Raw genomic sequence first — 23,260 nt, 5'->3', positions numbered from 1 at the left:
GGGGGTCAGGCTTCATTGCCCTGATCGGCCTTCAGGCGGTCGCGGAACGCCTTGGGCGAAATTCCCACACGACGCCGGAACAGGCGCGTGAAGTTGGTCGGATCGGAAAACCCCAAAACGTCGGACATTTCATAAATGGTCATGCTGGTGTAGGTCAGCAAACGCTTGGCCTCCAGCAATTGCCGTTCGTGCATGATCTGCAACGCCGGTTGCCCCGCCAGCTCACGGCAGGTGCCGTTGAGGTGGGACACGGAAATCCCCAGCCGGTGCGCCAGATCCTCGACCTTGACGTGCTGGCGATAGGTCTCTTCCACCAACTGAATAAACCCGTTGAGGTATTCCCGGGCCCGCTGCGGTCGCGCCATGGCGGTGCGACGCTGGATCACCTGGCGGCTGACCCACACCACGATCACACTGACCAGCGAATGCATGAGCATTTCCCGCGCCGGTTGGTGGCTGGTGTATTCGTTCTGCAAGGCGCTGAACAAGCTGTTGAGGTACTCGGCGTCCTTGCCTGCCGGGTAGCTTTCGGACTGGGCCAAGGCATTGACCGATTGCCCCAACTGCATCTGCAGGTGGGCGATCAGCGGCGCGGCCAGGGTCACGACAAACCCTTCCACGTCCTCGGAAAAGCGAAAGCCGTGCACCGACAGCGGTGGCAGGATCTGGATGGCCGGTTCCACCAGCTGCGTTCGCTTGCCTTCGATTTCAAGCTCGGCCTGACCTTTGAATACGAAGAGCAACTGGCACAAATCAGCGTGGCGGTGGGGTTTGATTTCCCAATGATGTTCGCGACTGCGTTTGGAAATGGTTTCACAGTGCAGCAAGTCCGGGGTCGGCCAATCCAGGCTTTCACCGTAGAGCTTGAACACTGGAATCGAAGGCAGGTCAGGCTTGTTCATCACTTCAATCCAGGCCTCGGAGTAGATGACGGGCGATAATCGCACCGATTGGCAGAATGTACAGCTATCGGCTCAGTTTTCACCTTCAATTGACAGACCCGCAAGGGAAAAATGCAAGCACTCGATCCATAAAAATCATTCACCGGCCCTGGCCACGTGAAGCTTGCGAGTCATAAAAACAATGAAAACGCTGAAAACTCAAGTTGCCATTATCGGTGCTGGCCCTTCTGGCTTGTTGCTTGGCCAATTGCTGCACAACGCCGGCATCGACACCCTCATTCTCGAACGTCAGACCCCGGACTATGTACTCGGCCGAATCCGCGCCGGCGTGCTTGAGCAAGGCATGGTAGAGCTGTTGCGTCAGGCTGGCGTGAGTCAGCGCATGGACGCAGAAGGCCTGGTCCACGACGGCTTCGAACTGGCCCTCGACGGACGCCAGGTACACATCGATCTGCAAGCGTTAACCGGCGGCAAGACGGTGATGATCTATGGCCAGACCGAGGTCACCCGTGACCTGATGGCCGCTCGTCGGGAGGCCGGCGCGCAGACGATTTATCAAGCCGACAACGTCGTTCCCCACGGCATGAAAACCGACGAAGCGTTTGTCACTTTTGAGAAAGACGGCGAACGGTATCGTCTCGATTGCGACTACATCGCCGGTTGCGACGGCTTCCATGGAGTGGCGCGACAATCGATTCCCGCCGACAGCCTGAAAGTCTTCGAACGGATCTATCCCTTCGGCTGGCTCGGGATCCTGGCCGATACCCCGCCGGTCCACGAAGAGCTGGTCTACGCCCGCCACGAGCGCGGTTTTGCCCTGTGCAGCATGCGCTCACCGACACGCACCCGTTACTACCTGCAAGTGCCCACCAGCGATCATGTGGATAACTGGTCGGATCAACGCTTCTGGGACGAGCTCAAATCGCGACTGCCACAACAGTTGGCGGACAAACTGGTAACGGGTCCGTCCATCGAAAAAAGCATCGCGCCGCTGCGCAGCTTCGTCGTCGAACCCATGCAGTACGGGCGGATGTTCCTGGTCGGTGATGCCGCACACATTGTCCCCCCCACCGGCGCCAAGGGCCTGAACCTGGCGGCCAGTGACGTCAGTACGCTGTTCAACATCCTGCTCAAGGTTTACCGCGAAGATCGCCTTGATCTGCTGGAGAAATACTCGGAAATCTGCCTGCGCCGCGTGTGGAAGGCCGAACGGTTTTCCTGGTGGATGACCTCGATGCTGCACCGTTTCGACGACCACGATGCCTTTAGCCAGCGCATTGCCGAGTCGGAGCTGGAGTATTTTGTCGGCTCCGAAGCGGGTCGCAAAACCATTGCAGAAAACTACGTCGGGCTTCCCTACGAGGCTATCGAATAGCTTGCTATCGACTTACACTGGCGAGCATCCCCGCTCGCCTTGCAACTTGCGGGTCAATCACTGCCCGCAGGTTTTCCCGTGACCAATCTCCACCAGCCTGAAACGCCCAAACCGGCCATTCGCAGCGTGCTGATCGCCCTGATGCTGGCGATCTTTCTCGGAGCGCTGGACCAGACCATCGTCGCCGTTTCGATGCCGGCCATTTCCGCGCAATTCAAGGACGTCAGCCTTCTGGCCTGGGTGATTTCCGGCTACATGGTGGCCATGACCGTGGCGGTGCCGATCTACGGAAAACTGGGCGATTTGTACGGGCGGCGCAAGCTGATGCTGTTCGGCATGGGCCTGTTCACCCTGGCATCGGTGTTCTGCGGCATGGCCCAGAGCATGGAGCAACTGGTGCTGGCGCGGATCCTCCAGGGCATCGGGGCCGGCGGGATGATTTCGGTGAGCCAGGCGATCATCGGTGACATCGTACCGCCACGGGAGCGCGGTCGTTATCAGGGCTATTTCAGCAGCATGTATGCCGTGGCCAGCGTAGCCGGCCCGGTGCTTGGCGGCTACATGACTGAATACCTGTCCTGGCGCTGGGTGTTCCTGATCAATCTGCCACTGGGCCTGGGTGCCTGGCTGGTGGCCCATCGCACGCTGGTGGGGCTGCCGATTCCGCAACGCAAACCGATCATCGATTACCTGGGCACCGTGCTGATGATCATCGGGCTGACCGCATTGTTGCTGGGCATCACCCAGGTCGGCCAGGGCCATTCGTGGCGCAGCGCCGAAGTGTTGGCGCTGCTGGCTTGTGCGGTGCTGGTACTGGGGCTGCTCGTCGTGCATGAGCGGCGGGCGCGGGAGCCGTTGTTGCCCATGCATCTGTTCGCCAACCGCAACGCGATCCTGTGCTGGTGCACGATTTTCTTCACCAGTTTCCAGGCCATCTCGCTGATTGTATTGATGCCGCTGCGTTTCCAGAGCGTCACCGGCGCCGGTGCCGACAGCGCCGCCCTGCACCTGCTGCCCCTGGCCATGGGCTTGCCGATCGGCGCGTATTTCGCCGGCCGTCGCACCTCGGTGACCGGGCGCTACAAACCGATGATCCTTGCCGGTGCGGCGCTGATGCCTGTCTCGATTATCGGCATGGCGTTCAGCCCGCCGCAGGCGTTTCTCGTGAGCAGTCTGTTCATGCTGCTCTGCGGGATTGCCTCCGGCATGCAGTTCCCGACGTCATTGGTCGGCACGCAGAACTCGGTAGAACAGCGGGACATCGGCGTCGCCACCAGCACCACCAATCTGTTCCGTTCGCTGGGTGGAGCGGTCGGCGTGGCATTGATGTCGGCGCTGTTGTTGGCGTTGTTGCAGGATTCGAGTTTCGCGCACCTGGCCGGTTCGTCGCTGATTGCCGAAGGCAGTTCGGGGAATGTGCTGCTGGACGGTTTGAATGCCGCGCCAGGTGATACGCAGAACGCCTTGCGTGCCGAGTTGTTGTTGACGTTCCGGCACTTGCTGACGGTCAGCGCGGCCGTTTCATTGCTGGGGCTGGTGGCGGCGATTGCCATGCCGAACATGCTGTTGCGTGGGCGTGAGGACAAGGTTCGGTAGCCAGACCGAGTCGCCCGCCTTCGCGAGCAGGCTCGCTCCCACAGATGACCGCGTACTTATGGACAACTCGGTCTAATGTGGGAGCGAGCCTGCTCGCGAAGGCGGTCTAACAGTCACTACCATTCAAGGGCTGTAATACCCGACCGCCACCAGAAAATGCCCGACCTTCTTCAGGTAGGCATGTTTGTTCTCGACCTTGCCGGTCACCGGGTTTTTCCAGCGGTATTCATATTCGCCGTTATCCTGCTGGGCCATCAATGCCAGAATCGGCTCGCCCACCGGTTTGCCTTCCGGGTCCACGATCTTGCTGAAGTCGGTATTGATCAACCGCAGGTTGGTGCCGTGGGCCACGTAACGCCGGGTGTCCAGGTCGACGACAAACACATACAGGTCATCCTGCAGGTAGCCGCCCTTGAGGGAATTGATCGCCGTCAGGGTACCCTTTTCGTCCTTGGCCAGATCGGTCGCCGCTTTGTTCAGCAAGGCCATGGCCTGTTCGGCGGAAGCCCGTGGCAAGTAATAACCGACCGCCAGAATCCGCTGGCCGATGCGCTGGTAGTAGACGTGCTTGCGCTCGACCTTGCCGTCGTTCCAGTTCTGCCAGCGATATTCCGCCTGCTGAATGCCATTGCCTTCCGGTACCTTCAGGGCGTCCTTGAAGGTTTTCTGCAAATCCGGCCCGAGCACTTGCGATACGTCCCGGCCAATCAGCGCCGACGACGGCCCGCCACTGGCAAGCATCACGCCCTTGGTATCGAGCACGAAGACATAACGGTCCTTGTCGACAAACTCACCCTGGCGACTGAACGCCGCCAGGGCCTTGTCGCCATTCTGGTGGTAGTAGGCCAGGGCTTTTTCCAGCAGGGCAATGGCCGCCTTGCTGTCGTCCTTTTCCGTCCCGGAGGCTTGCGCCTGGCCCAGGCACAACAAAAACATGCCGCACAGCAAGGTGAACCTGTACACAAACCCCATTGCGCATCCCTCGTTCCTGATGGTGTTTCAGGAGCGTAGACGGCAATGGGGGGATGTATGGATCCTTTTGATGTTCCTGTAGCGGTCAATTACTGCCGGGCGCGAAGTTGCTGCTGAAGGTTCTGGATCTGCGCCTGGAGGGTATTGATGTTACGGGTGACCTGGCTGCGGAAGGCATCGAACTCGGCGGTGTTGGCCGAACCCTGCGCGACCGCCGGACGGTTGTCCTGCACGCTCTTGAGCACGATCATGTCTTGCTCGAGACGTTCGATCGCTGCGCTCGGGTTGCCTTGTTTCTTCAGTGCGACAATATCGGCACCCAGGCTTTTCAACTGTGCATCGAGTTTTTCCGAGTCCGACGGGGCGCTTTTCAGGGCGGCCAATTCAGCGCTCAAGGCTTTGACCTGGGCCTGCAACTGCGTATTGGCCGTCTGATGTTCGGTGTCCTGGGCAGTCAATTGCGCCAGGCGTTTGTCCAGTTCGGTGGTTTGCGCGGTCATTTGCGCCAGTCGCTTGTCCAGGTCCGAGGCCTGGCCGGCAACACCCTGCTGCCGGGCATTCTGGTCCTGGAGCTTGCCTTCCAGCTGGCGGATCTGCAGCTTCAAGGCCTCGCTGTCGGTGTTGACACTGGTCTGGCCGGCGACAACCTTGCCGGAAATATCCTGCAGGCGCCCTGCCGCTTCCTCACTGATTCGCGCGAAGCTTTCCTGGGTCGCCACCAGTTGCTGTTCCATCAGGGATATCTGCTGAAAGCTCCACCAGGCCAGGCCCGCGAAGGCAAAGAACAACGCCCCGACCAGCGCCCACAAGGCACCGGTGCTCACCGCCTTGACCTTCACCACCGGCGCCGTGCGCGAGTGCACGACCGTGCGGGCGGTGGGCGCAAAGTCGTCATCGAGAACGTCTGCACGCAAGCTCGGCACATCATCGAAGTCGTCGTTGGCATCGTTTCGCATGGACATTGAATCAACCTTAGTGAATCACATAATGGCTTTATGCCGCGCAGTATAAACCCCACAGCCGCAACCATTGACCCCCAAGGCCGAATCCGGTTCAGTCAGGGGACGTTGTTCCAGCGTCAGCGAACAGCCTGGGCTTTCCACCAGCCACAGAATTCATCGAGCGCCGTCCAGAGGCTGACCTTGGGATCGTAATCCAGATAATGCCGCGCGCGGCTGATGTCCAGGGTGAAATTTTTGTTCATGACCTGCATGCCCAGGCGTGACAACGTCGGTTCGGGACGCCCCGGCCACACCTTGCACACGCCTTCATTGAGCGCCGCCACGCTATAGGCCAAGCCGTAGGAACGGTAGCGGGTGACCTGTGGGACTTCCATGTTACGCATGACGTAATTGACCACGTCCCACAGGGGTATCGGCGTGCCATTGCTGATGTTGTAGGCCTTGCCCAACGCAGAACCGCTGGCCAGCAAGCTACTGAGCAATGCCTCGTTGAGGTTTTGCACGCTGGTGAAGTCAACTTTGTTCAGACCGTTGCCGATGATTGCCAGGCGTCCCTTGCGTTGCATGTTCAACAGGCGCGGGAAGATGCTCATGTCGCCGGCTCCGGTGACGAAACGCGGGCGCAAGGCCAGGGTTTCGAGGCCGAACTCCTGGGCACCGAAGACTTTTTGCTCGGCCAGGTACTTGGTGGCGGCGTAAGGATGTTTGAAGCGCTTGGGCACCTGTTCTTCGGTCAGGCCCAAGTGATCGCGACCATCGAAGTAGATCGACGGCGACGACAAATGCACCAGCCGCCGAACCCGTTGCTTCAAGCAGGCTTCGACCACGTTTTCGGTGACCTGGACGTTACCCTGATGGAAGTCCTGATAACGCCCCCACAAACCGACAGCACCGGCGCAATGCACCACGGACTCGACGTCCGAGCACAGCTCGCGCGCCAGTTCCGGATCGCTCAAGTCACCCTGGATGAACTCCGCACCGCGGCGTACCAGATGCTCCACACTCTCGGCCCGGCGACCGTTGACCCGCACGTCCAGGCCCTGCTCCAGGGCAAAACGCGCAAAGCGCCCGCCGATGAAGCCGCTTGCGCCGGTAACCAGAATCTTCATGAATTGCTCCGAATATTTCGTTTTGCGTATTACGTGAGGTCTTGACGCTGCGCGTCAGTCCAAGGGCACCAGCCATTGCTTCGATGCGCTGACCAATTGATCGGTGAGCAGCCCCAGCAACTGACCGCCATTACGCCAATGATGCCAGTACAGCGGCACATCGATCGGCTTATCTGGCAGCAGCTCCTGCAATACGCCCCTTTCCAGTTGCTCGCGCACCTGCAGCTCCGGGACCAGACCCCAGCCCAGCCCGGCTTCCGTCAGACGAATGAACCCTTCGGAGGACGGGCATAAATGGTGTTCGAATCCACCCTCGACGCCGAGGGATGCAAGGTAGCGATGCTGCAGGAAGTCGTCCGGACCAAACACCAGCGCCGGGGTCCGGGCCAACTGATCGGCGCGTACGCCCTGCGGAAAATGCCGGGCAATAAAAGCGGGGCTAGCCAGCGCACGGTAACGCATGGCCCCCAGCAACACGCTGCGCGCGCCAGCCACAGGGCGCTCGCTGGCACAGACACAGGCCGCCACCTCACCGGCGCGCATGCGCTTGAGGCCGACGGTCTGGTCTTCGACCACAAGGTCCATCAACAAATGTTGCTCGGCGCAAAACTCGCCCACCGCCTGCGCCCACCAGGTGGCCAGGCTGTCAGCGTTCAGGGCGATCCGCAGGCGCTCCGGCAAACCCTCTTCATCCAGCGCCGGCACCAGGCTTTGCAAATCCCGCTCTAGCAATCGCACCTGCTGCACATGGTTGAGCAATCGCCGACCGATTTCCGTCGGCGTTGGCGGCGTGGCCCGCACCAGCACCGGCTGGCCAACCCGCGCTTCCAGCAGCTTGATGCGCTGGGAAATCGCCGATTGCGACAAGCCCAGCACCTGGGCCGCCCGTTCAAAACCGGCCTGTTCGACCACGGCAGCGAGGGCAGAAAGCAATTTATAGTCGAACATCAGTTTTCCTAATGAGCGATCAGCAAGATTGGTTTTTCTTATACAGGCTTCACAAGGACAATGGCCAGCAAGAACTCTTGAACAAGGATCACCCATATGGCTGGCGAAACTTCATTGGCAACGCTGCTGCGCAGCATGAGCCCGCAACTCAACGCCGGCGAATACGTGTTCTGCACCCTGCGTGACGGCAAGTTGCCCATGGATCTGGAGATTGTCGGCTGCTTTCGCGAGCAGGAAGGCCTGACCGTGATCCTCGAACGTTCCCACGCCGAAAAAGCCGGATTCAGCTTCGACTACATCGCCGCCTGGATCACCCTGAACGTACATTCGGCCCTCGAAGCGGTCGGCCTGACCGCCGCGTTCGCCACGGCACTGGGCAAGGCCGGAATCAGCTGCAACGTGATTGCCGGCTACTACCACGACCATTTGTTCGTCGGCCAGGCCGACGCCGACCGAGCCCTGCAAGTGCTGCGGGATCTGGCAGCCAACGCGGAGTAAAAAATCATGTGGCAAAGTTATGTGAACGGCCTGCTTGTGGCCTTCGGCCTGATCATGGCGATCGGCACTCAGAATGCGTTTGTCCTGGCGCAAAGCCTGCGGCGTGAACATCACCTGCCGGTGGCGGCGCTCTGCGTGGCCTGCGATGCCCTGTTGGTGGCCGCCGGGGTGTTTGGCCTGGCGACCGTGCTGGCGCAGAACCCGACGCTGCTGGCCATCGCCCGCTGGGGCGGCGCAGCGTTCCTGTTGTGGTACGGCAGCCAGGCGCTGCGCCGGGCTTTTTCCAGGCAGAGCCTTGAGCAGGGCGAAGGCCAGACCGTACGCTCACTGCGAGCGGTCATGCTCAGCGCGCTGGCGGTGACCTTGCTCAACCCGCACGTCTATCTGGACACCGTTTTGCTGATCGGCTCTCTGGGCGCCCAACAAACCGAGCCCGGCGCCTATGTCGTAGGTGCGGCCAGTGCCTCGCTGCTGTGGTTTTTCACCCTGGCACTCGGCGCAGCATGGCTTGCACCTTGGCTCGCTCGCCCCAGCACCTGGCGAATTCTCGATCTGTTGGTGGCGGTGATGATGTTTGCCGTAGCGCTGCAATTGATCGCGGCCATCTGATTGGCGGAACCTCTATTCCACACAGTTGTTGCGTGGTTATGCCGCCCCCCCGGTGCTATGATCCGACTCCCTGCGCCGCAAAGAGTACAAACTCCCCGGCGCTTGTCTGGCCGCCCGTGATCGGCCTTGCGCTCACCGCAACTGACCTGATTAGGAGAATCATCATGGCTTTCGAATTGCCGCCACTGCCGTACGCACACGATGCCCTGCAGCCGCACATCTCCAAGGAAACCCTGGAGTTCCACCACGACAAGCACCACAACACCTACGTCGTGAACCTGAACAACCTGGTGCCAGGCACCGAGTTCGAAGGCAAGACCCTGGAAGAAATCGTCAAGACTTCCTCGGGCGGTATCTTCAACAACGCCGCTCAGGTCTGGAACCACACTTTCTACTGGAACTGCCTGGCGCCAAACGCTGGCGGTCAACCAACCGGCGCTCTGGCTGAAGCCATCAACGCAGCTTTCGGTTCGTTCGACAAGTTCAAGGAAGAGTTCAGCAAGACTTCCATCGGCACCTTCGGTTCCGGTTGGGGCTGGCTGGTGAAGAAGGCTGACGGTTCCCTGGCCCTGGCCAGCACCATCGGCGCCGGCAACCCGCTGACCAACGGCGACACCCCGCTGCTGACCTGCGACGTCTGGGAACACGCTTACTACATCGACTACCGCAACCTGCGTCCGAAGTACGTCGAAGCGTTCTGGAACCTGGTCAACTGGAAATTCGTGGCTGAGCAGTTCGAAGGCAAAACCTTCACCGCTTAAGCTCGATGCCAGACAAAAAACCCGGCTTTTTAGCCGGGTTTTTTATTGCCCGGGATTTTCAGCGTTCGGCAGAGCCCCATCGCGAGCAGGCTCGCTCCCACATTGGATCGGTCTACACCGGACTACTGTGGGAGCGAGCTTGCTCGCGATGAACGATGACGCGGTCAGCCTGCCAGCTACCGTGGATCGACGTTATCCAACGCGCGATTCACCGCCAACTCCGCCAACATGACAATCTGCGAAATGGCCAGCGCCGTGTTGCGCTGGGGGCCAGTCAGGCAGGTGGCGAAATCACTCGCCATGACATTGGCTGAAGCCAGTGATTCACAGGCATGGGCAAGCAGGCTTTCAGTGTCCATGTCGGGGACGATCATGAACATGGTGCGAGGGCTGTAGGGTTTGGTGGTGGTGTAGGGCGGATCAGGGATTAACTTATCCAAAACATGCTCCTTATCGATTGGAGCCATCTCTCGCCGTTTCTCACGCGAGCGAAGAGGTGGCAGCTATGTGCGGAGTGAGAAACCGGCAAGAGAGCAATCCGGCCAGACCGAGGTCTGCCCGCACACAGCCGCCATAAAGCATTGCTGGCAGCGGATAAGCTGGCGGCAATTATGGTGGTACTGGCGCTGGATTAACACTCTCTTGCGGGTTCTCACACCCGATCGCTGAAGCATTTCAGCGATCACCAAAGGTTATTCAGCCCGCTTCCGACGGACAACCTGAAAACTGCGTGGGAAACTTCTGGCGCTTTCCTACACCGCGCCATCCCATGTGGGAGCGAGCCTGCTCGCGAAAAACGCCAGGACAACGCGGGCATTCAGGCAGCACGCGTTATCGTTGACGTCCATCGCGAGCAGGCTCGCTCCTACAGGGCCGGGCGCTTGTTAAAAGGGACTCGCCGTAAGGGCGAAACCATAAGCCGCCACCCCCTTGCCCCACCGCCACAGACGGCTAACATCAAACAGAAGGAAAATATCTACACCCCGCCCCTCAAGTTGAAGGACTCGACAACCGACACAGTACGAATAGGCTAACTCGCCAGGACACCTGCAAATCGGCCAAGCTGCAGGCAAAATCCCACAAGGATGATTGTCCCTTTGACTGCCATCACGGGATTGCCAATACTCATGGCAACTTGATGCTACCCGCACGGAACAAGGAATAACCCTTTGAAGCTGGAACTCAAGAACAGCTTGTCGGTGAAGTTGCTCCGGGTCGTGCTCCTGTCGGCATTGATCGTCGGCGTGGTCTTGAGCTGCGCGCAGATTGTGTTCGATGCCTATAAAACACGCCAGGCCGTCGCCAGCGATGCCGAACGGATCCTCGACATGTTTCGCGACCCCTCGACCCAGGCCGTCTATAGCCTGGACCGGGAAATGGGCATGCAAGTGATCGAAGGCCTGTTTCAGGACGCCGCCGTGCGCAAGGCGTCCATCGGCCATCCCAACGAAGCCATGCTCGCGCAAAAAAAACGCGAATTGCAGCACTCCCACAGCCGCTGGCTGACCGACCCGATTCTTGGCAAGGAACGCACCTTCACCACCCAACTGGTCGGTCGCGGGCCTTATAGCGAGTATTACGGCGACCTGAGCATCACCCTCGATACCGCCACCTACGGCCAAGGATTCATTGTCAGTTCGGTGATCATCTTCATCTCGGGCGTCCTGCGCGCACTCGCCATGGGGCTGGTGTTGTACCTGGTCTACCACTGGCTGCTGACCAAGCCGCTGTCGCGGATCATCGAGCACCTCACGGAAATCAATCCGGATCGTCCCAGCGAACACAAGATTCCGCTGCTCAAGGGGCACGAGAAAAACGAACTGGGCATATGGATCAACACCGCCAACCAGTTGCTCGAATCCATCGAACGCAATACCCATCTGCGTCACGAAGCGGAAAACAGCCTGTTGCGCATGTCCCAGTACGACTTCCTGACGGGACTGCCGAACCGGCAGCAATTGCAGCAGCAACTGGACAGGATCCTCATCGACGCCGGCAAATTGCAGCGCCGGGTCGCGGTGCTGTGTGTCGGCCTCGATGACTTCAAGGGCATCAACGAGCAGTTCAGCTACCAGACCGGCGACCAGTTGTTGCTGGCCCTGGCCGATCGCCTGCGCGGTCACAGCGGTCGCCTGGGCGCCCTCGCCCGCCTCGGTGGCGACCAGTTCGCCCTGGTCCAGGCCGATATCGAGCAGCCCTACGAAGCCGCCGAGCTCGCGCAAAGCATTCTCGATGACCTGGAAGCGGCGTTTGCCCTCGACCATCAGGAGATCCGCCTGCGCGCCACTATCGGCATCACCCTGTTCCCCGAGGACGGCGACAGCACCGAGAAGTTGCTGCAAAAGGCCGAGCAGACCATGACGCTGGCCAAGACCCGCTCGCGCAACCGCTATCAGTTCTACATCGCCAGCGTCGACACCGAAATGCGCCGCCGCCGCGAACTGGAAAAAGACCTGCGCGATGCGTTGATACGCAATCAGTTCTACCTCGTCTACCAGCCGCAGATCAGCTACCGCGACAACCGCGTGGTGGGCGTCGAAGCCCTGATTCGCTGGCAACACCCCGAGCACGGCATGGTGCCGCCGGACCTGTTCATCCCGCTGGCCGAGCAGAACGGCACCATTATTGCCATCGGCGAATGGGTGCTGGACCAGGCCTGCAAACAACTCCGCGAGTGGCATGACCAGGGCTTCTCCGACCTGCGCATGGCGGTGAACCTGTCTACGGTTCAATTGCACCACGCCGAACTGCCACGGGTGGTCAACAACCTGCTGCAGATGTACCGCCTGCCACCGCGCAGCCTGGAACTGGAAGTCACCGAAACCGGCCTGATGGAAGACATCAGCACCGCGGCCCAGCACTTGCTCAGCCTGCGCCGCTCCGGCGCGCTGATCGCCATCGACGATTTCGGAACCGGCTATTCGTCCTTGAGCTATCTCAAGAGCCTGCCCCTGGACAAGATCAAGATCGACAAGAGCTTCGTCCAGGACCTGCTCGATGACGACGACGATGCGACCATCGTTCGCGCCATCATCCAGCTGGGCAAGAGCCTGGGCATGCAGGTGATTGCCGAAGGCGTGGAAACCGCCGAGCAAGAGGCCTACATCATCTCCGAAGGCTGCCACGAAGGTCAGGGCTATCACTACAGCAAGCCGTTGCCGGCACGGGAACTGGCCGTTTACCTCAAGCAGGCCCAACGCAGCAACGCCGCTATTTTGTAATCCCCTGTAGGAGCGAGCCTGCTCGCGATGAACCTGAGAGCAATACGCTCATTCAGAATGAACGCGTCATCGTTCACGTCCATCGCGAGCAGGCTCGCTCCCACAGTGAATAAGAAATATTTACAGGTACAACCCTTTACACATAATGCGAAAGATTTGCATTATGTCGCAGTTTTACGTGTGCATAGCACGACTCCACCCCTATCGAAGCAGGATGTTCGCCATGATTCGTATGCCTCTGGCTACCGCCAGTCTGTTGGCCATCGCTATTTCCCTCGCCGGTTGCGGCGAAGGCAAAGACCAAGAAAAAGCTGCCGCGCCAGCTGCCAGCACTGCGGCTGCCCCGGCTGCTCCAGCCGCTGCGCCTGCTGCCGTCGGTAAAGTCGACGAAGCCGCCGCCAAAGCCGTTGTCGCCCATTACGCCGACATCGTGTTCGCCGTTTATAGCGATGCCGAATCCACCGCGAAGACCCTGCAAACCGCCGTAGACGCCTTCCTCGCCAAGCCGAACGCCGACACCCTGAAAGCCGCCAAGGCTGCCTGGGTTGCTGCTCGCGTACCTTACCTGCAGAGCGAAGTGTTCCGCTTCGGCAACACCATCGTTGACGACTGGGAAGGTCAGTTGAACTCCTGGCCGCTGGACGAAGGCCTGATCGACTACGTCGACAAGTCCTACGAACACGCCCTGGGCAACCCGGGTGCCACTGCCAACATCATCGCCAACACTCAAGTGCAGATCGGCGAAGACAAGGTCGATGTCAAAGACATCACCCCGGCAAAACTCGCCAGCCTGAACGAGCTGGGCGGTTCCGAGGCCAACGTCGCCACCGGCTACCACGCCATCGAATTCCTGCTCTGGGGCCAGGACCTGAACGGCACCGGCCCTGGCGCCGGCAACCGTCCGGCTTCGGACTACCTGGAAGGCAAAGGCGCTACCGGCGGTCACAACGATCGTCGTCGTGCCTACCTGAAGTCCGTGACTCAGCTGCTGGTCAGCGACCTGGAAGAAATGGTCGGTAACTGGAAGCCGAACGTGGCCGACAACTACCGCGCCACCCTGGAAGCTGAACCGGCCGAAACCGGCCTGCGCAAAATGCTGTTCGGCATGGGCAGCCTGTCCCTGGGCGAACTGGCGGGCGAGCGCATGAAGGTTTCCCTGGAAGCCAACTCCCCGGAAGACGAACAGGATTGCTTCAGCGACAACACCCACAACTCGCACTTCTACGATGCCAAAGGCATTCGTAACGTGTACCTGGGCGAATACACTCGCGTCGACGGCACCAAAATGACCGGCGCCAGCCTGTCGTCCCTGGTGGCCAAAGCCGATCCGGCTGCCGACACCGCGCTGAAAGACGACCTGGCCGCCACCGAAGCCAAGCTTCAGATCATGGTCGACCACGCCAACAAGGGTGAGCACTACGACCAGTTGATCGCAGCCGGCAACACCGCTGGCAACCAGATCGTCCGTGACGCCATCGCTTCCCTGGTCAAGCAGACCGGTTCGATCGAAGCCGCCGCTGGCAAACTGGGCATCAACGACCTGAACCCGGACAACGCTGATCACGAATTCTGATCAACGCTGGCTGAGTGAGTAATAAGGCGACCTTCGGGTCGCCTTTTTTGTCGGCCATAACACAAACAACTGTAGGAGCGAGCCTGCTCGCGATGGGGCCATGTCAGTCGACATCAGTTTTGGATGACACATTGCAATCGCGAGCAGGCTCGCTCCTACAGGGGGTTATGGGCAAGCCAAACTACCTGTCCCACATCAAGCAAACGATAATTCCTCTTATTCAAATTCCCATCCCCTGTTAGACTTTGCGCCCTTGTTTTGCTCGTCTTACAGGATGTCTGATGCCCTCGCTGCCTCTTCGCTTGTCCGCACTGTTTCTGGCCCTGGGCCTGAGTGCCTGCGATGACGCCCCGAAATTCACCCGGGCCGAACCCGGTGAAGCCCGCTCCGGCGGCAGTGCGACGGTGCGCAAGACCGATCAGAACGCGTTTTCCATGCCCTCGGCGAACCTGCCGCCGTCACGGCGCGTGGATTTCAGCGTCGGCAACAGCTTCTTCCGCAGCCCCTGGGTGATCGCTCCATCGACGACGACCGCTCGCGATGGCCTCGGCCCACTGTTCAACACCAATGCCTGCCAGGGCTGCCACATCAAGGACGGCCGCGGCCATCCGCCGACTCCCGACGATGTGAACGCCGTGTCGATGCTGGTACGCCTGTCGATTCCCGACGCCCCGGCGTATGCCAAGGTCATCGAACAGTTGGGAGTGGTGCCGGAGCCCGTCTACGGCGGCCAGTTCCAGGACATGGCTGTCCCCGGTGTGGCCCCCGAAGGCAAAGTACGGGTCGATTACACCGCCGTGCCGGTTCGCTTCAAGGACGGCACCGAAGTCGAGTTGCGCAAACCGAACCTGAACATCACCCAGTTGGGCTACGGCCCGATGCACCCCGACACCCGCTTCTCGGCCCGCGTGGCGCCGCCGATGATTGGCCTGGGCCTGCTCGAAGCGATCCCCGAGGAAGCAATCCTGGCCAACGCCGAGGCACAGGCCAAGGCGAACAAGGGCGTCAGCGGACAACCGAACCGGGTCTGGGATGACGCCCAGCAAAAGACCGTTCTGGGGCGATTTGGCTGGAAAGCCGGACAACCGAACCTCAACCAGCAGAATGTCCACGCGTTTTCGGGTGATATGGGGCTCACGACCAGCCTCAGACCCATTGATGACTGCACGGACGCGCAAACGGCCTGCAAACAGGCACCCAGTGGCAACGGCCCCAATGGCGAGCCGGAAGTCAGCGACAACATCCTGCGCCTGGTGCTGTTCTACAGCCGTAACCTCGCCGTGCCTGCCCGCCGTAATGTCAACGCGCCAGAAGTGCTGGCCGGCAAGACCCTGTTTTATCAGGCTGGTTGCCAAACCTGTCACACACCGAAATACACCACCGCCGCCAATGCCGCCGAACCTGAACTGGCCAATCAAGAGATTCGTCCGTACAGCGATCTGCTGCTGCATGACATGGGCGATGGCCTGGCCGACAACCGTAGCGAATTCCAGGCCAGCGGCCGCCAATGGCGTACCCCGCCGTTGTGGGGCATCGGCCTGACACAGGCGGTCAGCGGCCACACCCAGTTCCTGCACGACGGCCGTGCCCGCAACCTGCTCGAAGCCGTGCTCTGGCATGGTGGCGAGGCACAAGCGGCGCAGCAACAGGTTTTGTCTTTCAATGCCGAGCAACGCGCTGCGTTGCTGGCGTTCCTGAATTCCCTTTAACACGCATTCCACTCGCGGGAGCCCGACATGTTCCGTCCCAAACTGTTGTTCACCAGCCTTGCCGCCCTCGCTCTGGGCGCCTGCTCGCCCCAGGACCCGCAAGCGGTCACGTCGGCGGCCATCGCCAAGTCGGTGATCCTGCCGACCTACACCCGTTGGGTTGAAGCCGACCGTCAATTGGCGGTCAGCGCCCTCGCCTACTGCGAAGGCAAGGAAACCCTGGAAACCGCCCGTGCCGACTTCCTGCATGCGCAAAAAGCCTGGGCCGAATTGCAACCGCTGCTGATCGGGCCATTGGCCGAAGGCAACCGTTCGTGGCAAGTGCAGTTCTGGCCGGACAAGAAAAACCTGGTCGGCCGTCAGGTCGAGCAACTGGTCACCGCCCAGCCGCAAATCGATGCCGCCGCCCTGGCCAAGTCCAGCGTTGTGGTACAGGGGCTCTCGGCCTACGAATATATTCTGTTCGACAGCAAGCCTGACGTGGCCAACGCTGAGCAGAAGAGCAAATATTGCCCGCTGCTGATCGCCATCGGCGAACGCCAGAAGCAATTGGCTGAAGATATTCTGCAAACCTGGAACAACACCGACGGCATGCTCGCGCAAATGAGCAAATTCCCGAACCAGCGTTATGCGGACTCCCACGAAGCGATCGCCGATCTGCTGCGCGTACAAGTCACGGCCATCGACACCCTGAAGAAAAAACTCGGCACGCCGATGGGCCGCCAGAGCAAGGGCGTGCCGCAACCATTCCAGGCCGATGCATGGCGCAGCCAGGCATCCCTGACCAGCCTCGAAGCCAGCCTCGCGGCCGCCAAAACGGTCTGGGAAGGCGTGGACAACAAAGGCCTGCGCGGCCTGTTGCCGAGCGAGCAGAAGCCGTTGGCCGACAAGATCGATGCGGCCTATGCCGCCTCGTTGAAACTGTTTGCCGGCAACCAGCGTTCGCTGACCGACATGCTCAATGACGAAGCCGGCCGCCAGCAACTCAACGAGCTGTATGACAGCCTCAACGTTGTCCATCGCCTGCACGAGGCCGATCTGGCCAAGGCACTGGGCATCCAACTGGGCTTCAACGCCAACGACGGTGACTGATGAGGGCCGGTTCCATGCTGCGACGCCAGGTTCTGACATTAGGTAGTTTGCTGCTGGGTGCAGTGACGCTGGGCGGCTGGAAGCTGTTCAGGCAAAAAGACAAGAGTCCGTTGTTGCTTTCGGCACGGGACGACACCGACGGCCAGCATTACGCCGTCGGTTATCGTCTGGATGGTACCCAGGTGTTCGCCACCCGGGTCGGCCAGCGTTGTCACGACATCGTCAACCACCCGACACTGCCGATTGCGCTGTTCGTCGCTCGCCGTCCGGGCACCGAGAGCTACCTGATCGATCTGCGCGACGGCACGCTCCTGCAAACCGTGGCGTCGCAGCCGAACCGGCACTTCTACGGGCACGCGGTCATTCACCACAGCGGCGACTGGCTGTACGCCACCGAAAACGACACCACCGATCCGGGTCGCGGCCTGCTCGGCGTGTACAGATTCGAAGGCGAACGGCTGGTGCACAGCGGTGAGATTTCCACCCACGGCCTCGGTCCGCACCAGGTGTCGTGGATGCCCGATGGCGAAACCCTGGTGGTGGCCAACGGCGGAATTCGCACCGAGGCCGAAAGCCGGGTGGAGATGAACCTCAACGCCATGGAACCGAGCCTGGTCCTGATGCACCGCGACGGCACCCTGCTGAGCAAGGAAACCCTCGCCCAGCAGATGAACAGCGTGCGCCATCTGGCCATCGCCAGCGACGGTACCATCGTCGCCAGCCAGCAGTTCATGGGCGCGGCCCACGAGTCGTCGGAGCTGTTGGCGATCAAGCGGCCCGGCCAGCCCTTCGTCGCGTTCCCGGTGCCCGAGCATCAGTTGCAGGCCATGGGACACTACACCGCCAGCGTCGCGGTACACAGCGACTTGCGCCTGGTGGCATTGACTGCGCCGCGGGGCAACCGCTTTTTCATCTGGGACCTGGACAGCGGCGAGGTACGCCTGGACGCGCCACTGCCCGATTGCGCCGGGGTCGGCGCCGTGGCCGATGGTTTTGTCGTGACCTCGGGCCAGGGGCGCTGCCGCTACTACGACTGCCGCCAGACAAACCTCGTCGCAAAACCACTGGAGCTACCCGCAGGGCTCTGGGACAACCATCTGCATCTGATGGCCTGAATCATTAAAAGATCGCCGCCCTCGGCCGCGCCAGTATCGGGATGACATACACCCCGCAGACGCGACCCGAGGCGGCGAATCTTTTCAGGCTTTCACCCCTCTAATACCTCACAACCTGTAAAAACGGCAGTTGGATTACCCTCTACACTCCCGGTAGTGTGCCCCACTGTCTCACCTGATTTTCTCCAAGGAACTGGATATGCTGCGTCGCCGCATGCTGATCATGTTGGGTGTTGTTCTACTGATTGTGCTGGTCCTGGCTGCGTACAAAGCCTTCTCGATCTACACGATGGTTCAAGGCTTCTCTGCGCCCAGGCCGGCCATCAGCGTTGCCGTGGCCACCGCCACCGAACGCCCATGGCAAGTCCGCCTGCCTACTGTTGGTACGCTCAAGGCATTGCAGGGCGTGGACCTGAGCCTGGAGACCGATGGCACCGTCATCGATGTCCAGTTCGAGTCAGGGCAGAAGGTCAAGGCCGGTCAGCCCATCGTCCGGCTCGACAGCGCCGTGGAAAGCGCCTTGCTCGAAACCGCCCTGGCCGACCTCGGGCTGGCCCAGCTGGACTACAACCGTGGCAGCCAGCTGGTGGGCAGCCAGGCGATTTCCAAAGGCGAATTCGACCGACTCTCGGCGGTCCTGAAAAAGAGCAGGGCCACGGTCAATCAGCTCAAGGCCGCGCTCGAGAAAAAACGCATCATCGCGCCGTTCAGCGGCACCATCGGCATTCGTCAGGTGGACGTCGGCGACTATGTGGCCAGCGGCACCATGATCGCCACCCTGCAAGACCTCAGTAGCCTGTATGTCGACTTTTTCGTGCCTGAGCAGTCGGTGCCGAAGATTGCGCTCGGCCAGCCAGTGCAGGTCATTGTCGCGGCGTATCCGACCCAGGAGTACCCCGGCACCATCAGTGCAATCAACCCCAAGGTCGAGAACAGCACCCGTAACGTGCAGGTCCGCGCCACCCTGGCCAACCCCGATGGCAAGTTGATGCCAGGCATGTTCGCCAGCCTCCAGGTGCTCCTGCCCGACCCGCAGCCGCGCATCGTGGTGCCGGAAAGCGCGATTACCTACACGCTCTACGGCAACTCGGTGTATGTGGCCGTACCCAGGAAGGCCGAGGATGGCAGCCTGGTAAAGGACGACAAGGGCCAACCGGTGCTGATCGCCGAACGGCGTTTTGTCGAGACCGGCGAACGCCGCGACGGGCAAGTGATGATCACCAAAGGCGTGCAGAGCGGCGAAAAAGTGGTGACCGCCGGCCAGCTCAAACTGGATAACGGCTCACGCGTTGCCATCAGCGACGACAAGACCCTGGCCGGGCAGAACAGCCCGCCACGCGCGAACTGATCAAGGAATCCCCATGGCTTTTACCGATCCGTTCATCCGTCGCCCGGTTCTTGCAACAGTGGTCAGCCTGCTGATTGTGCTGTTGGGTTTCCAGGCCTGGGGCAAGTTGCCGCTGCGCCAGTACCCGCAAATGGAAAACGCCCTGATCACGGTGACCACCGCCTACCCCGGGGCCAACGCCGAAACCATCCAGGGCTATATCACCCAACCGATGCAGCAAAGCCTGGCCAGCGCCGAGGGCATCGACTACATGACCTCGGTCAGTCGCCAGAACTTCTCGGTGATCTCGATCTACGCGCGCATCGGCGCCAACAGCGACCGTCTGTTTACCGAACTGCTGGCCAAGGCCAACGAGGTCAAGAGCCAGCTGCCCCAGGACGCTGAAGACCCGGTGCTGAGCAAAGAATCTGCCGATGCGTCAGTGCTGATGTACATGAGCTTCTTCAGCAAGGAATTGAGCAACCCGCAGATTACCGATTACCTGTCGCGAGTGATCCAGCCGAAACTGGCGACCTTGCCCGGCATGGCCGAAGCCGAGATCCTCGGCAACCAGGTCTTTGCCATGCGCCTGTGGCTGGACCCGATGAAGCTGGCGGGTTTCGGCCTCAGTGCCAGTGATGTGACCAACGCGGTGCGCCAGTACAACTTCCTCTCGGCTGCCGGCGAGGTGAAAGGCGAATACGTGGTCACCAGCATCAACGCCAATACCGAACTCAAGTCCGCCGAAGCCTTCGGGGCAATTCCGCTCAAGGTCGATGGCGACAGCCGGGTGTTGCTGCGGGATGTGGCGCGCGTGGAAATGGGTGCGGAAAACTACGACACCATCAGCTCGTTCGGTGGCACCCCTTCGGTGTACATCGGCATCAAGGGGACGCCCGGTGCCAACCCGCTGGAAGTGATCAAGGAAGTGCGCAAGATCATGCCGGACCTTGAGGCCCAGCTACCGCCGAACCTGAAAGGTGAAATCGCCTACGACGCCACCCTGTTCATCCAGGCCTCGATCGACGAAGTGGTGAAAACCCTGTTCGAAGCGGTGCTGATCGTGATCGTGGTGGTGTTCCTGTTCCTTGGTGCCCTGCGCTCGGTGGTGATCCCGGTGGTGACCATCCCGCTGTCGATGATCGGCGTGATGTTCTTCATGCAGATGATGGGGTACTCGATCAACCTGCTCACCCTGCTGGCGATGGTATTGGCCATTGGCCTGGTAGTGGACGACGCCATCGTGGTGGTGGAAAACATTCACCGTCACATCGAGGAAGGCAAGACACCGCTCGAAGCCGCCATTGAAGGCGCCCGGGAAATCGCCATGCCGGTGGTCTCGATGACCATCACCCTGGCGGCGGTGTACGCCCCGATCGGTTTCCTGACCGGCCTGACCGGGGCGTTGTTCAAGGAGTTCGCCCTGACCCTGGCCGGCGCGGTGGTGATTTCCGGTATCGTCGCCCTGACCCTGTCGCCGATGATGTGTGCGTTTCTGCTGCGTCACGACGAGAACCCCAGTGGCCTGGCCCATCGCCTGGACATGATTTTCGAACGCCTCAAGCGCCGCTACCAGAGCCTGCTTCACGGCACCCTCAACACCCGGCCGGTGGTGCTGGTGTTCGCCGTGATCGTGTTGTGCCTGATTCCGGTCCTTCTCAAATTCACCAAATCGGAACTGGCGCCGGATGAGGACCAGGGCATCATTTTCATGATTGCCAACGCCCCGCAACCGACCAACCTTGACTACCTGAACACCTACACCGACGAGTTCGTCTCGATCTTCAAGGCGTTTCCCGAGTACTACTCGTCGTTCCAGATCAACGGCTTCAACGGCGTGCAATCGGGCATCGGCGGTTTCCTGCTCAAACCATGGGACGATCGCAGTCGCACGCAAATGGCGATCCTGCCCGAGGTGCAGGCCAAACTGGAAAAGATCCCGGGGCTGCAGATTTTCGGCTTCAACCTGCCGTCACTGCCGGGCACCGGCGAAGGCGTGCCGTTCCAGTTCGTCATCAACTCCGCCAATGATTACGAATTGCTGCTGCAAGTGATCGACCGGGTAAAAAAACGTGCAAAGGAATCCGGCAAGTTTGCCTTTGTCCACGTTGACCTGGCCTTCGACAAGCCGGAGGTGGTGGTGGATATCGACCGCGCCAAGGCCGCGCAGATGGGGGTTTCCATGCAGGATCTGGGGGGAACCCTGGCGACCCTGCTGGGTGAAGGCGAGATCAACCGATTCACCATTGAAGGTCGCAGTTACAAGGTCATTGCCCAGGTCGAGCGGCCGTTCCGTGACAATCCGGACTGGCTGAACAATTACTACGTGAAAAACACCAAGGGCGAACTGTTGGCGTTGTCGACCCTGATCACCGTCACCGACCGCGCTCGACCGAGACAGCTGAACCAGTTCCAGCAACTCAATTCGGCCATCCTGTCCGGCGTGCCACTGGTGAGCATGGGGGAAGCCATCGACCTCGTGCGCCAGATCGCCCGGGAAGAGGCCCCCCCCGGCTTTGCCTTCGACTACGCCGGCGCATCGAGGCAGTACGTTCAGGAAGGCAGTGCCCTGTGGGTCACCTTTGCCCTGGCACTGGCGATCATTTTCCTCGTGCTGGCGGCCCAGTTCGAAAGCTTCCGCGACCCGCTGGTGATCCTGGTCACCGTGCCCTTGTCTATCTGCGGCGCATTGATTCCGCTGTTCCTGGGCTGGTCGAGCATGAACATCTATACCCAGGTCGGGCTGGTGACCTTGATCGGGCTGATCAGCAAGCACGGCATTCTGATCGTCGAGTTCGCCAACCAGCTTCGCAAGGCCAAGGGCCTGACCGCACGGGAAGCGGTGGAAGAAGCGGCGGCGATCCGGCTGCGTCCGGTGTTGATGACCACCGCGGCGATGGTGTTCGGCATGGTGCCATTGATCATCGCCAGCGGTGCTGGTGCGGTCAGCCGGTTCGACATCGGAACGGTCATCGCGACGGGCATGTCAATCGGGACGTTGTTCACCCTGTTTGTGTTGCCTTGCGTCTACACCTTGCTGGCTAAACCCGATAAGCGCTGACACAGATGCATCTGTGGGAGTAGAACCTGTGGGAGCGAGCCTGCTCGCGAAGATGGCTTACCATTCAACAGGGATGTTGACTGATACATCGCTTTCGCGAGCAGGCTCGCTCCCACAAAGACCCTATGCACTCCGGTAGATTTCCAAAGACAAAAAAAAGGCCTCGCATCAACGAGGCCTTTCATTTTGGCTTCAATCGTTTCAACTCTGCGGCCTCAATCCCTGAGAAAGTCCGAACATGAACAGCAACAAGTCATGATCGGGTCGAGTGGCCACGGATGCCTTGGCAACCCGTGGCAACGGACAATGTTCTTCTGCGTTTATCGAGCTGAGAACCTGGGGGCGTGGTTGCTCCCAGGTTGCCATCGCGATCGATGCAACTGCCAAGGCTCCTACCAGAAACAAACCTCGTGCAATTTCGAGTTTCATC

At 60.4% G+C, this 23,260-nt stretch carries 19 protein-coding genes; 12 read left to right on the top strand and 7 right to left on the bottom strand.

Annotated features, from left to right (window positions below; translation table 11 throughout):
- Nucleotides 1–5 precede the first annotated feature (5 nt).
- The gene (locus tag ACM6J5_RS23345) at nt 6–902 is read right to left on the bottom strand and encodes a helix-turn-helix domain-containing protein (RefSeq protein WP_095943864.1); all 897 of its coding nucleotides are present in this window, start codon (nt 900–902) and stop codon (nt 6–8) included.
- Between the two features lie 190 nt (nt 903–1,092).
- Here ACM6J5_RS23345 and pobA point away from each other — a divergent pair, with 190 nt between their 5' ends.
- A complete protein-coding gene (pobA, locus tag ACM6J5_RS23340; protein WP_172435345.1) occupies nt 1,093–2,277 on the top strand; it encodes a 4-hydroxybenzoate 3-monooxygenase in 1,185 nt (394 codons plus the stop codon).
- A 78-nt stretch (nt 2,278–2,355) separates the two neighbouring features.
- On the top strand, nt 2,356–3,873 hold the full coding sequence (locus ACM6J5_RS23335; protein ID WP_414929418.1) for an MDR family MFS transporter: 1,518 nt from the start codon (nt 2,356–2,358) through the stop codon (nt 3,871–3,873).
- A 123-nt stretch (nt 3,874–3,996) separates the two neighbouring features.
- On the opposite strand, the gene ACM6J5_RS23330 is transcribed toward ACM6J5_RS23335, so the two are convergent.
- The 4 genes from ACM6J5_RS23330 to ACM6J5_RS23315 form a co-directional block, all read right to left on the bottom strand.
- Nucleotides 3,997–4,845: a cache domain-containing protein gene (locus ACM6J5_RS23330; RefSeq protein WP_414929417.1), complete on the bottom strand. Its 849-nt coding sequence runs from the start codon at nt 4,843–4,845 to the stop codon at nt 3,997–3,999.
- Nucleotides 4,846–4,934: 89 nt separating this feature from the next.
- Nucleotides 4,935–5,807, bottom strand: coding sequence for an ATPase (locus tag ACM6J5_RS23325; protein WP_414929416.1), 873 nt, complete (start codon nt 5,805–5,807; stop codon nt 4,935–4,937).
- 116 nt (nt 5,808–5,923) lie between these two features.
- Nucleotides 5,924–6,916 (bottom strand): NAD-dependent epimerase/dehydratase family protein, encoded by a 993-nt coding sequence (locus ACM6J5_RS23320; RefSeq protein WP_095943859.1) that lies wholly within the window; start codon nt 6,914–6,916, stop codon nt 5,924–5,926.
- A 54-nt stretch (nt 6,917–6,970) separates the two neighbouring features.
- Nucleotides 6,971–7,864 carry a LysR family transcriptional regulator ArgP gene (locus ACM6J5_RS23315; protein ID WP_056726114.1) on the bottom strand — a complete coding sequence of 298 codons (894 nt, stop codon included), beginning with the start codon at nt 7,862–7,864 and terminating at the stop codon, nt 6,971–6,973.
- 96 nt (nt 7,865–7,960) lie between these two features.
- Here ACM6J5_RS23315 and ACM6J5_RS23310 point away from each other — a divergent pair, with 96 nt between their 5' ends.
- The 3 genes from ACM6J5_RS23310 (at nt 7,961) to ACM6J5_RS23300 (ending at nt 9,732) form a co-directional block, all read left to right on the top strand.
- Nucleotides 7,961–8,362: an ACT domain-containing protein gene (locus ACM6J5_RS23310; RefSeq protein ID WP_150673675.1), complete on the top strand. Its 402-nt coding sequence runs from the start codon at nt 7,961–7,963 to the stop codon at nt 8,360–8,362.
- Nucleotides 8,363–8,368: 6 nt separating this feature from the next.
- Nucleotides 8,369–8,971, top strand: a complete 603-nt coding sequence (locus ACM6J5_RS23305) for a LysE/ArgO family amino acid transporter (RefSeq protein ID WP_095943857.1) — start codon at nt 8,369–8,371, stop codon at nt 8,969–8,971.
- 164 nt (nt 8,972–9,135) lie between these two features.
- The gene (locus ACM6J5_RS23300) at nt 9,136–9,732 is read left to right on the top strand and encodes a superoxide dismutase (RefSeq protein ID WP_008022038.1); all 597 of its coding nucleotides are present in this window, start codon (nt 9,136–9,138) and stop codon (nt 9,730–9,732) included.
- A 176-nt stretch (nt 9,733–9,908) separates the two neighbouring features.
- Here ACM6J5_RS23300 and ACM6J5_RS23295 read toward each other — a convergent pair whose 3' ends face one another.
- Nucleotides 9,909–10,172, bottom strand: coding sequence for a DUF6124 family protein (locus tag ACM6J5_RS23295; RefSeq protein ID WP_095943856.1), 264 nt, complete (start codon nt 10,170–10,172; stop codon nt 9,909–9,911).
- A gap of 729 nt (nt 10,173–10,901) precedes the next feature.
- Between ACM6J5_RS23295 and ACM6J5_RS23290 the strand changes: the two genes are divergently transcribed.
- The 7 genes from ACM6J5_RS23290 (at nt 10,902) to ACM6J5_RS23260 (ending at nt 22,830) form a co-directional block, all read left to right on the top strand.
- The gene (locus ACM6J5_RS23290; protein WP_095943855.1) at nt 10,902–12,953 is read left to right on the top strand and encodes a putative bifunctional diguanylate cyclase/phosphodiesterase; all 2,052 of its coding nucleotides are present in this window, start codon (nt 10,902–10,904) and stop codon (nt 12,951–12,953) included.
- A 223-nt stretch (nt 12,954–13,176) separates the two neighbouring features.
- A complete protein-coding gene (locus ACM6J5_RS23285) occupies nt 13,177–14,526 on the top strand; it encodes an imelysin family protein (RefSeq protein WP_095943854.1) in 1,350 nt (449 codons plus the stop codon).
- Between the two features lie 281 nt (nt 14,527–14,807).
- The gene (locus ACM6J5_RS23280; RefSeq protein ID WP_095943853.1) at nt 14,808–16,235 is read left to right on the top strand and encodes a di-heme oxidoredictase family protein; all 1,428 of its coding nucleotides are present in this window, start codon (nt 14,808–14,810) and stop codon (nt 16,233–16,235) included.
- Nucleotides 16,236–16,262: 27 nt separating this feature from the next.
- Complete coding sequence (locus ACM6J5_RS23275) at nt 16,263–17,327, top strand: imelysin family protein (RefSeq protein WP_095943852.1); 1,065 nt, start codon at nt 16,263–16,265, stop codon at nt 17,325–17,327.
- 14 nt (nt 17,328–17,341) lie between these two features.
- Entirely contained in the window at nt 17,342–18,442 is a 1,101-nt protein-coding gene (locus ACM6J5_RS23270) for a DUF1513 domain-containing protein (RefSeq protein WP_095943851.1), read from the top strand.
- A 199-nt stretch (nt 18,443–18,641) separates the two neighbouring features.
- Nucleotides 18,642–19,790: an efflux RND transporter periplasmic adaptor subunit gene (locus ACM6J5_RS23265; protein ID WP_095943850.1), complete on the top strand. Its 1,149-nt coding sequence runs from the start codon at nt 18,642–18,644 to the stop codon at nt 19,788–19,790.
- A gap of 13 nt (nt 19,791–19,803) precedes the next feature.
- Entirely contained in the window at nt 19,804–22,830 is a 3,027-nt protein-coding gene (locus tag ACM6J5_RS23260) for a multidrug efflux RND transporter permease subunit (RefSeq protein WP_095943849.1), read from the top strand.
- Nucleotides 22,831–23,031: 201 nt separating this feature from the next.
- Here ACM6J5_RS23260 and ACM6J5_RS23255 read toward each other — a convergent pair whose 3' ends face one another.
- Nucleotides 23,032–23,259, bottom strand: a complete 228-nt coding sequence (locus ACM6J5_RS23255; RefSeq protein ID WP_080925402.1) for a hypothetical protein — start codon at nt 23,257–23,259, stop codon at nt 23,032–23,034.
- Nucleotide 23,260: the final 1 nt, after the last annotated feature.

This window comes from Pseudomonas sp. IT-P74 (genome assembly GCF_949768175.1).
GTDB lineage: Bacteria > Pseudomonadota > Gammaproteobacteria > Pseudomonadales > Pseudomonadaceae > Aquipseudomonas.
Note: the sequence above shows the minus strand (reverse complement) of the source record. Positions and strands in the feature narration are given on the sequence as shown.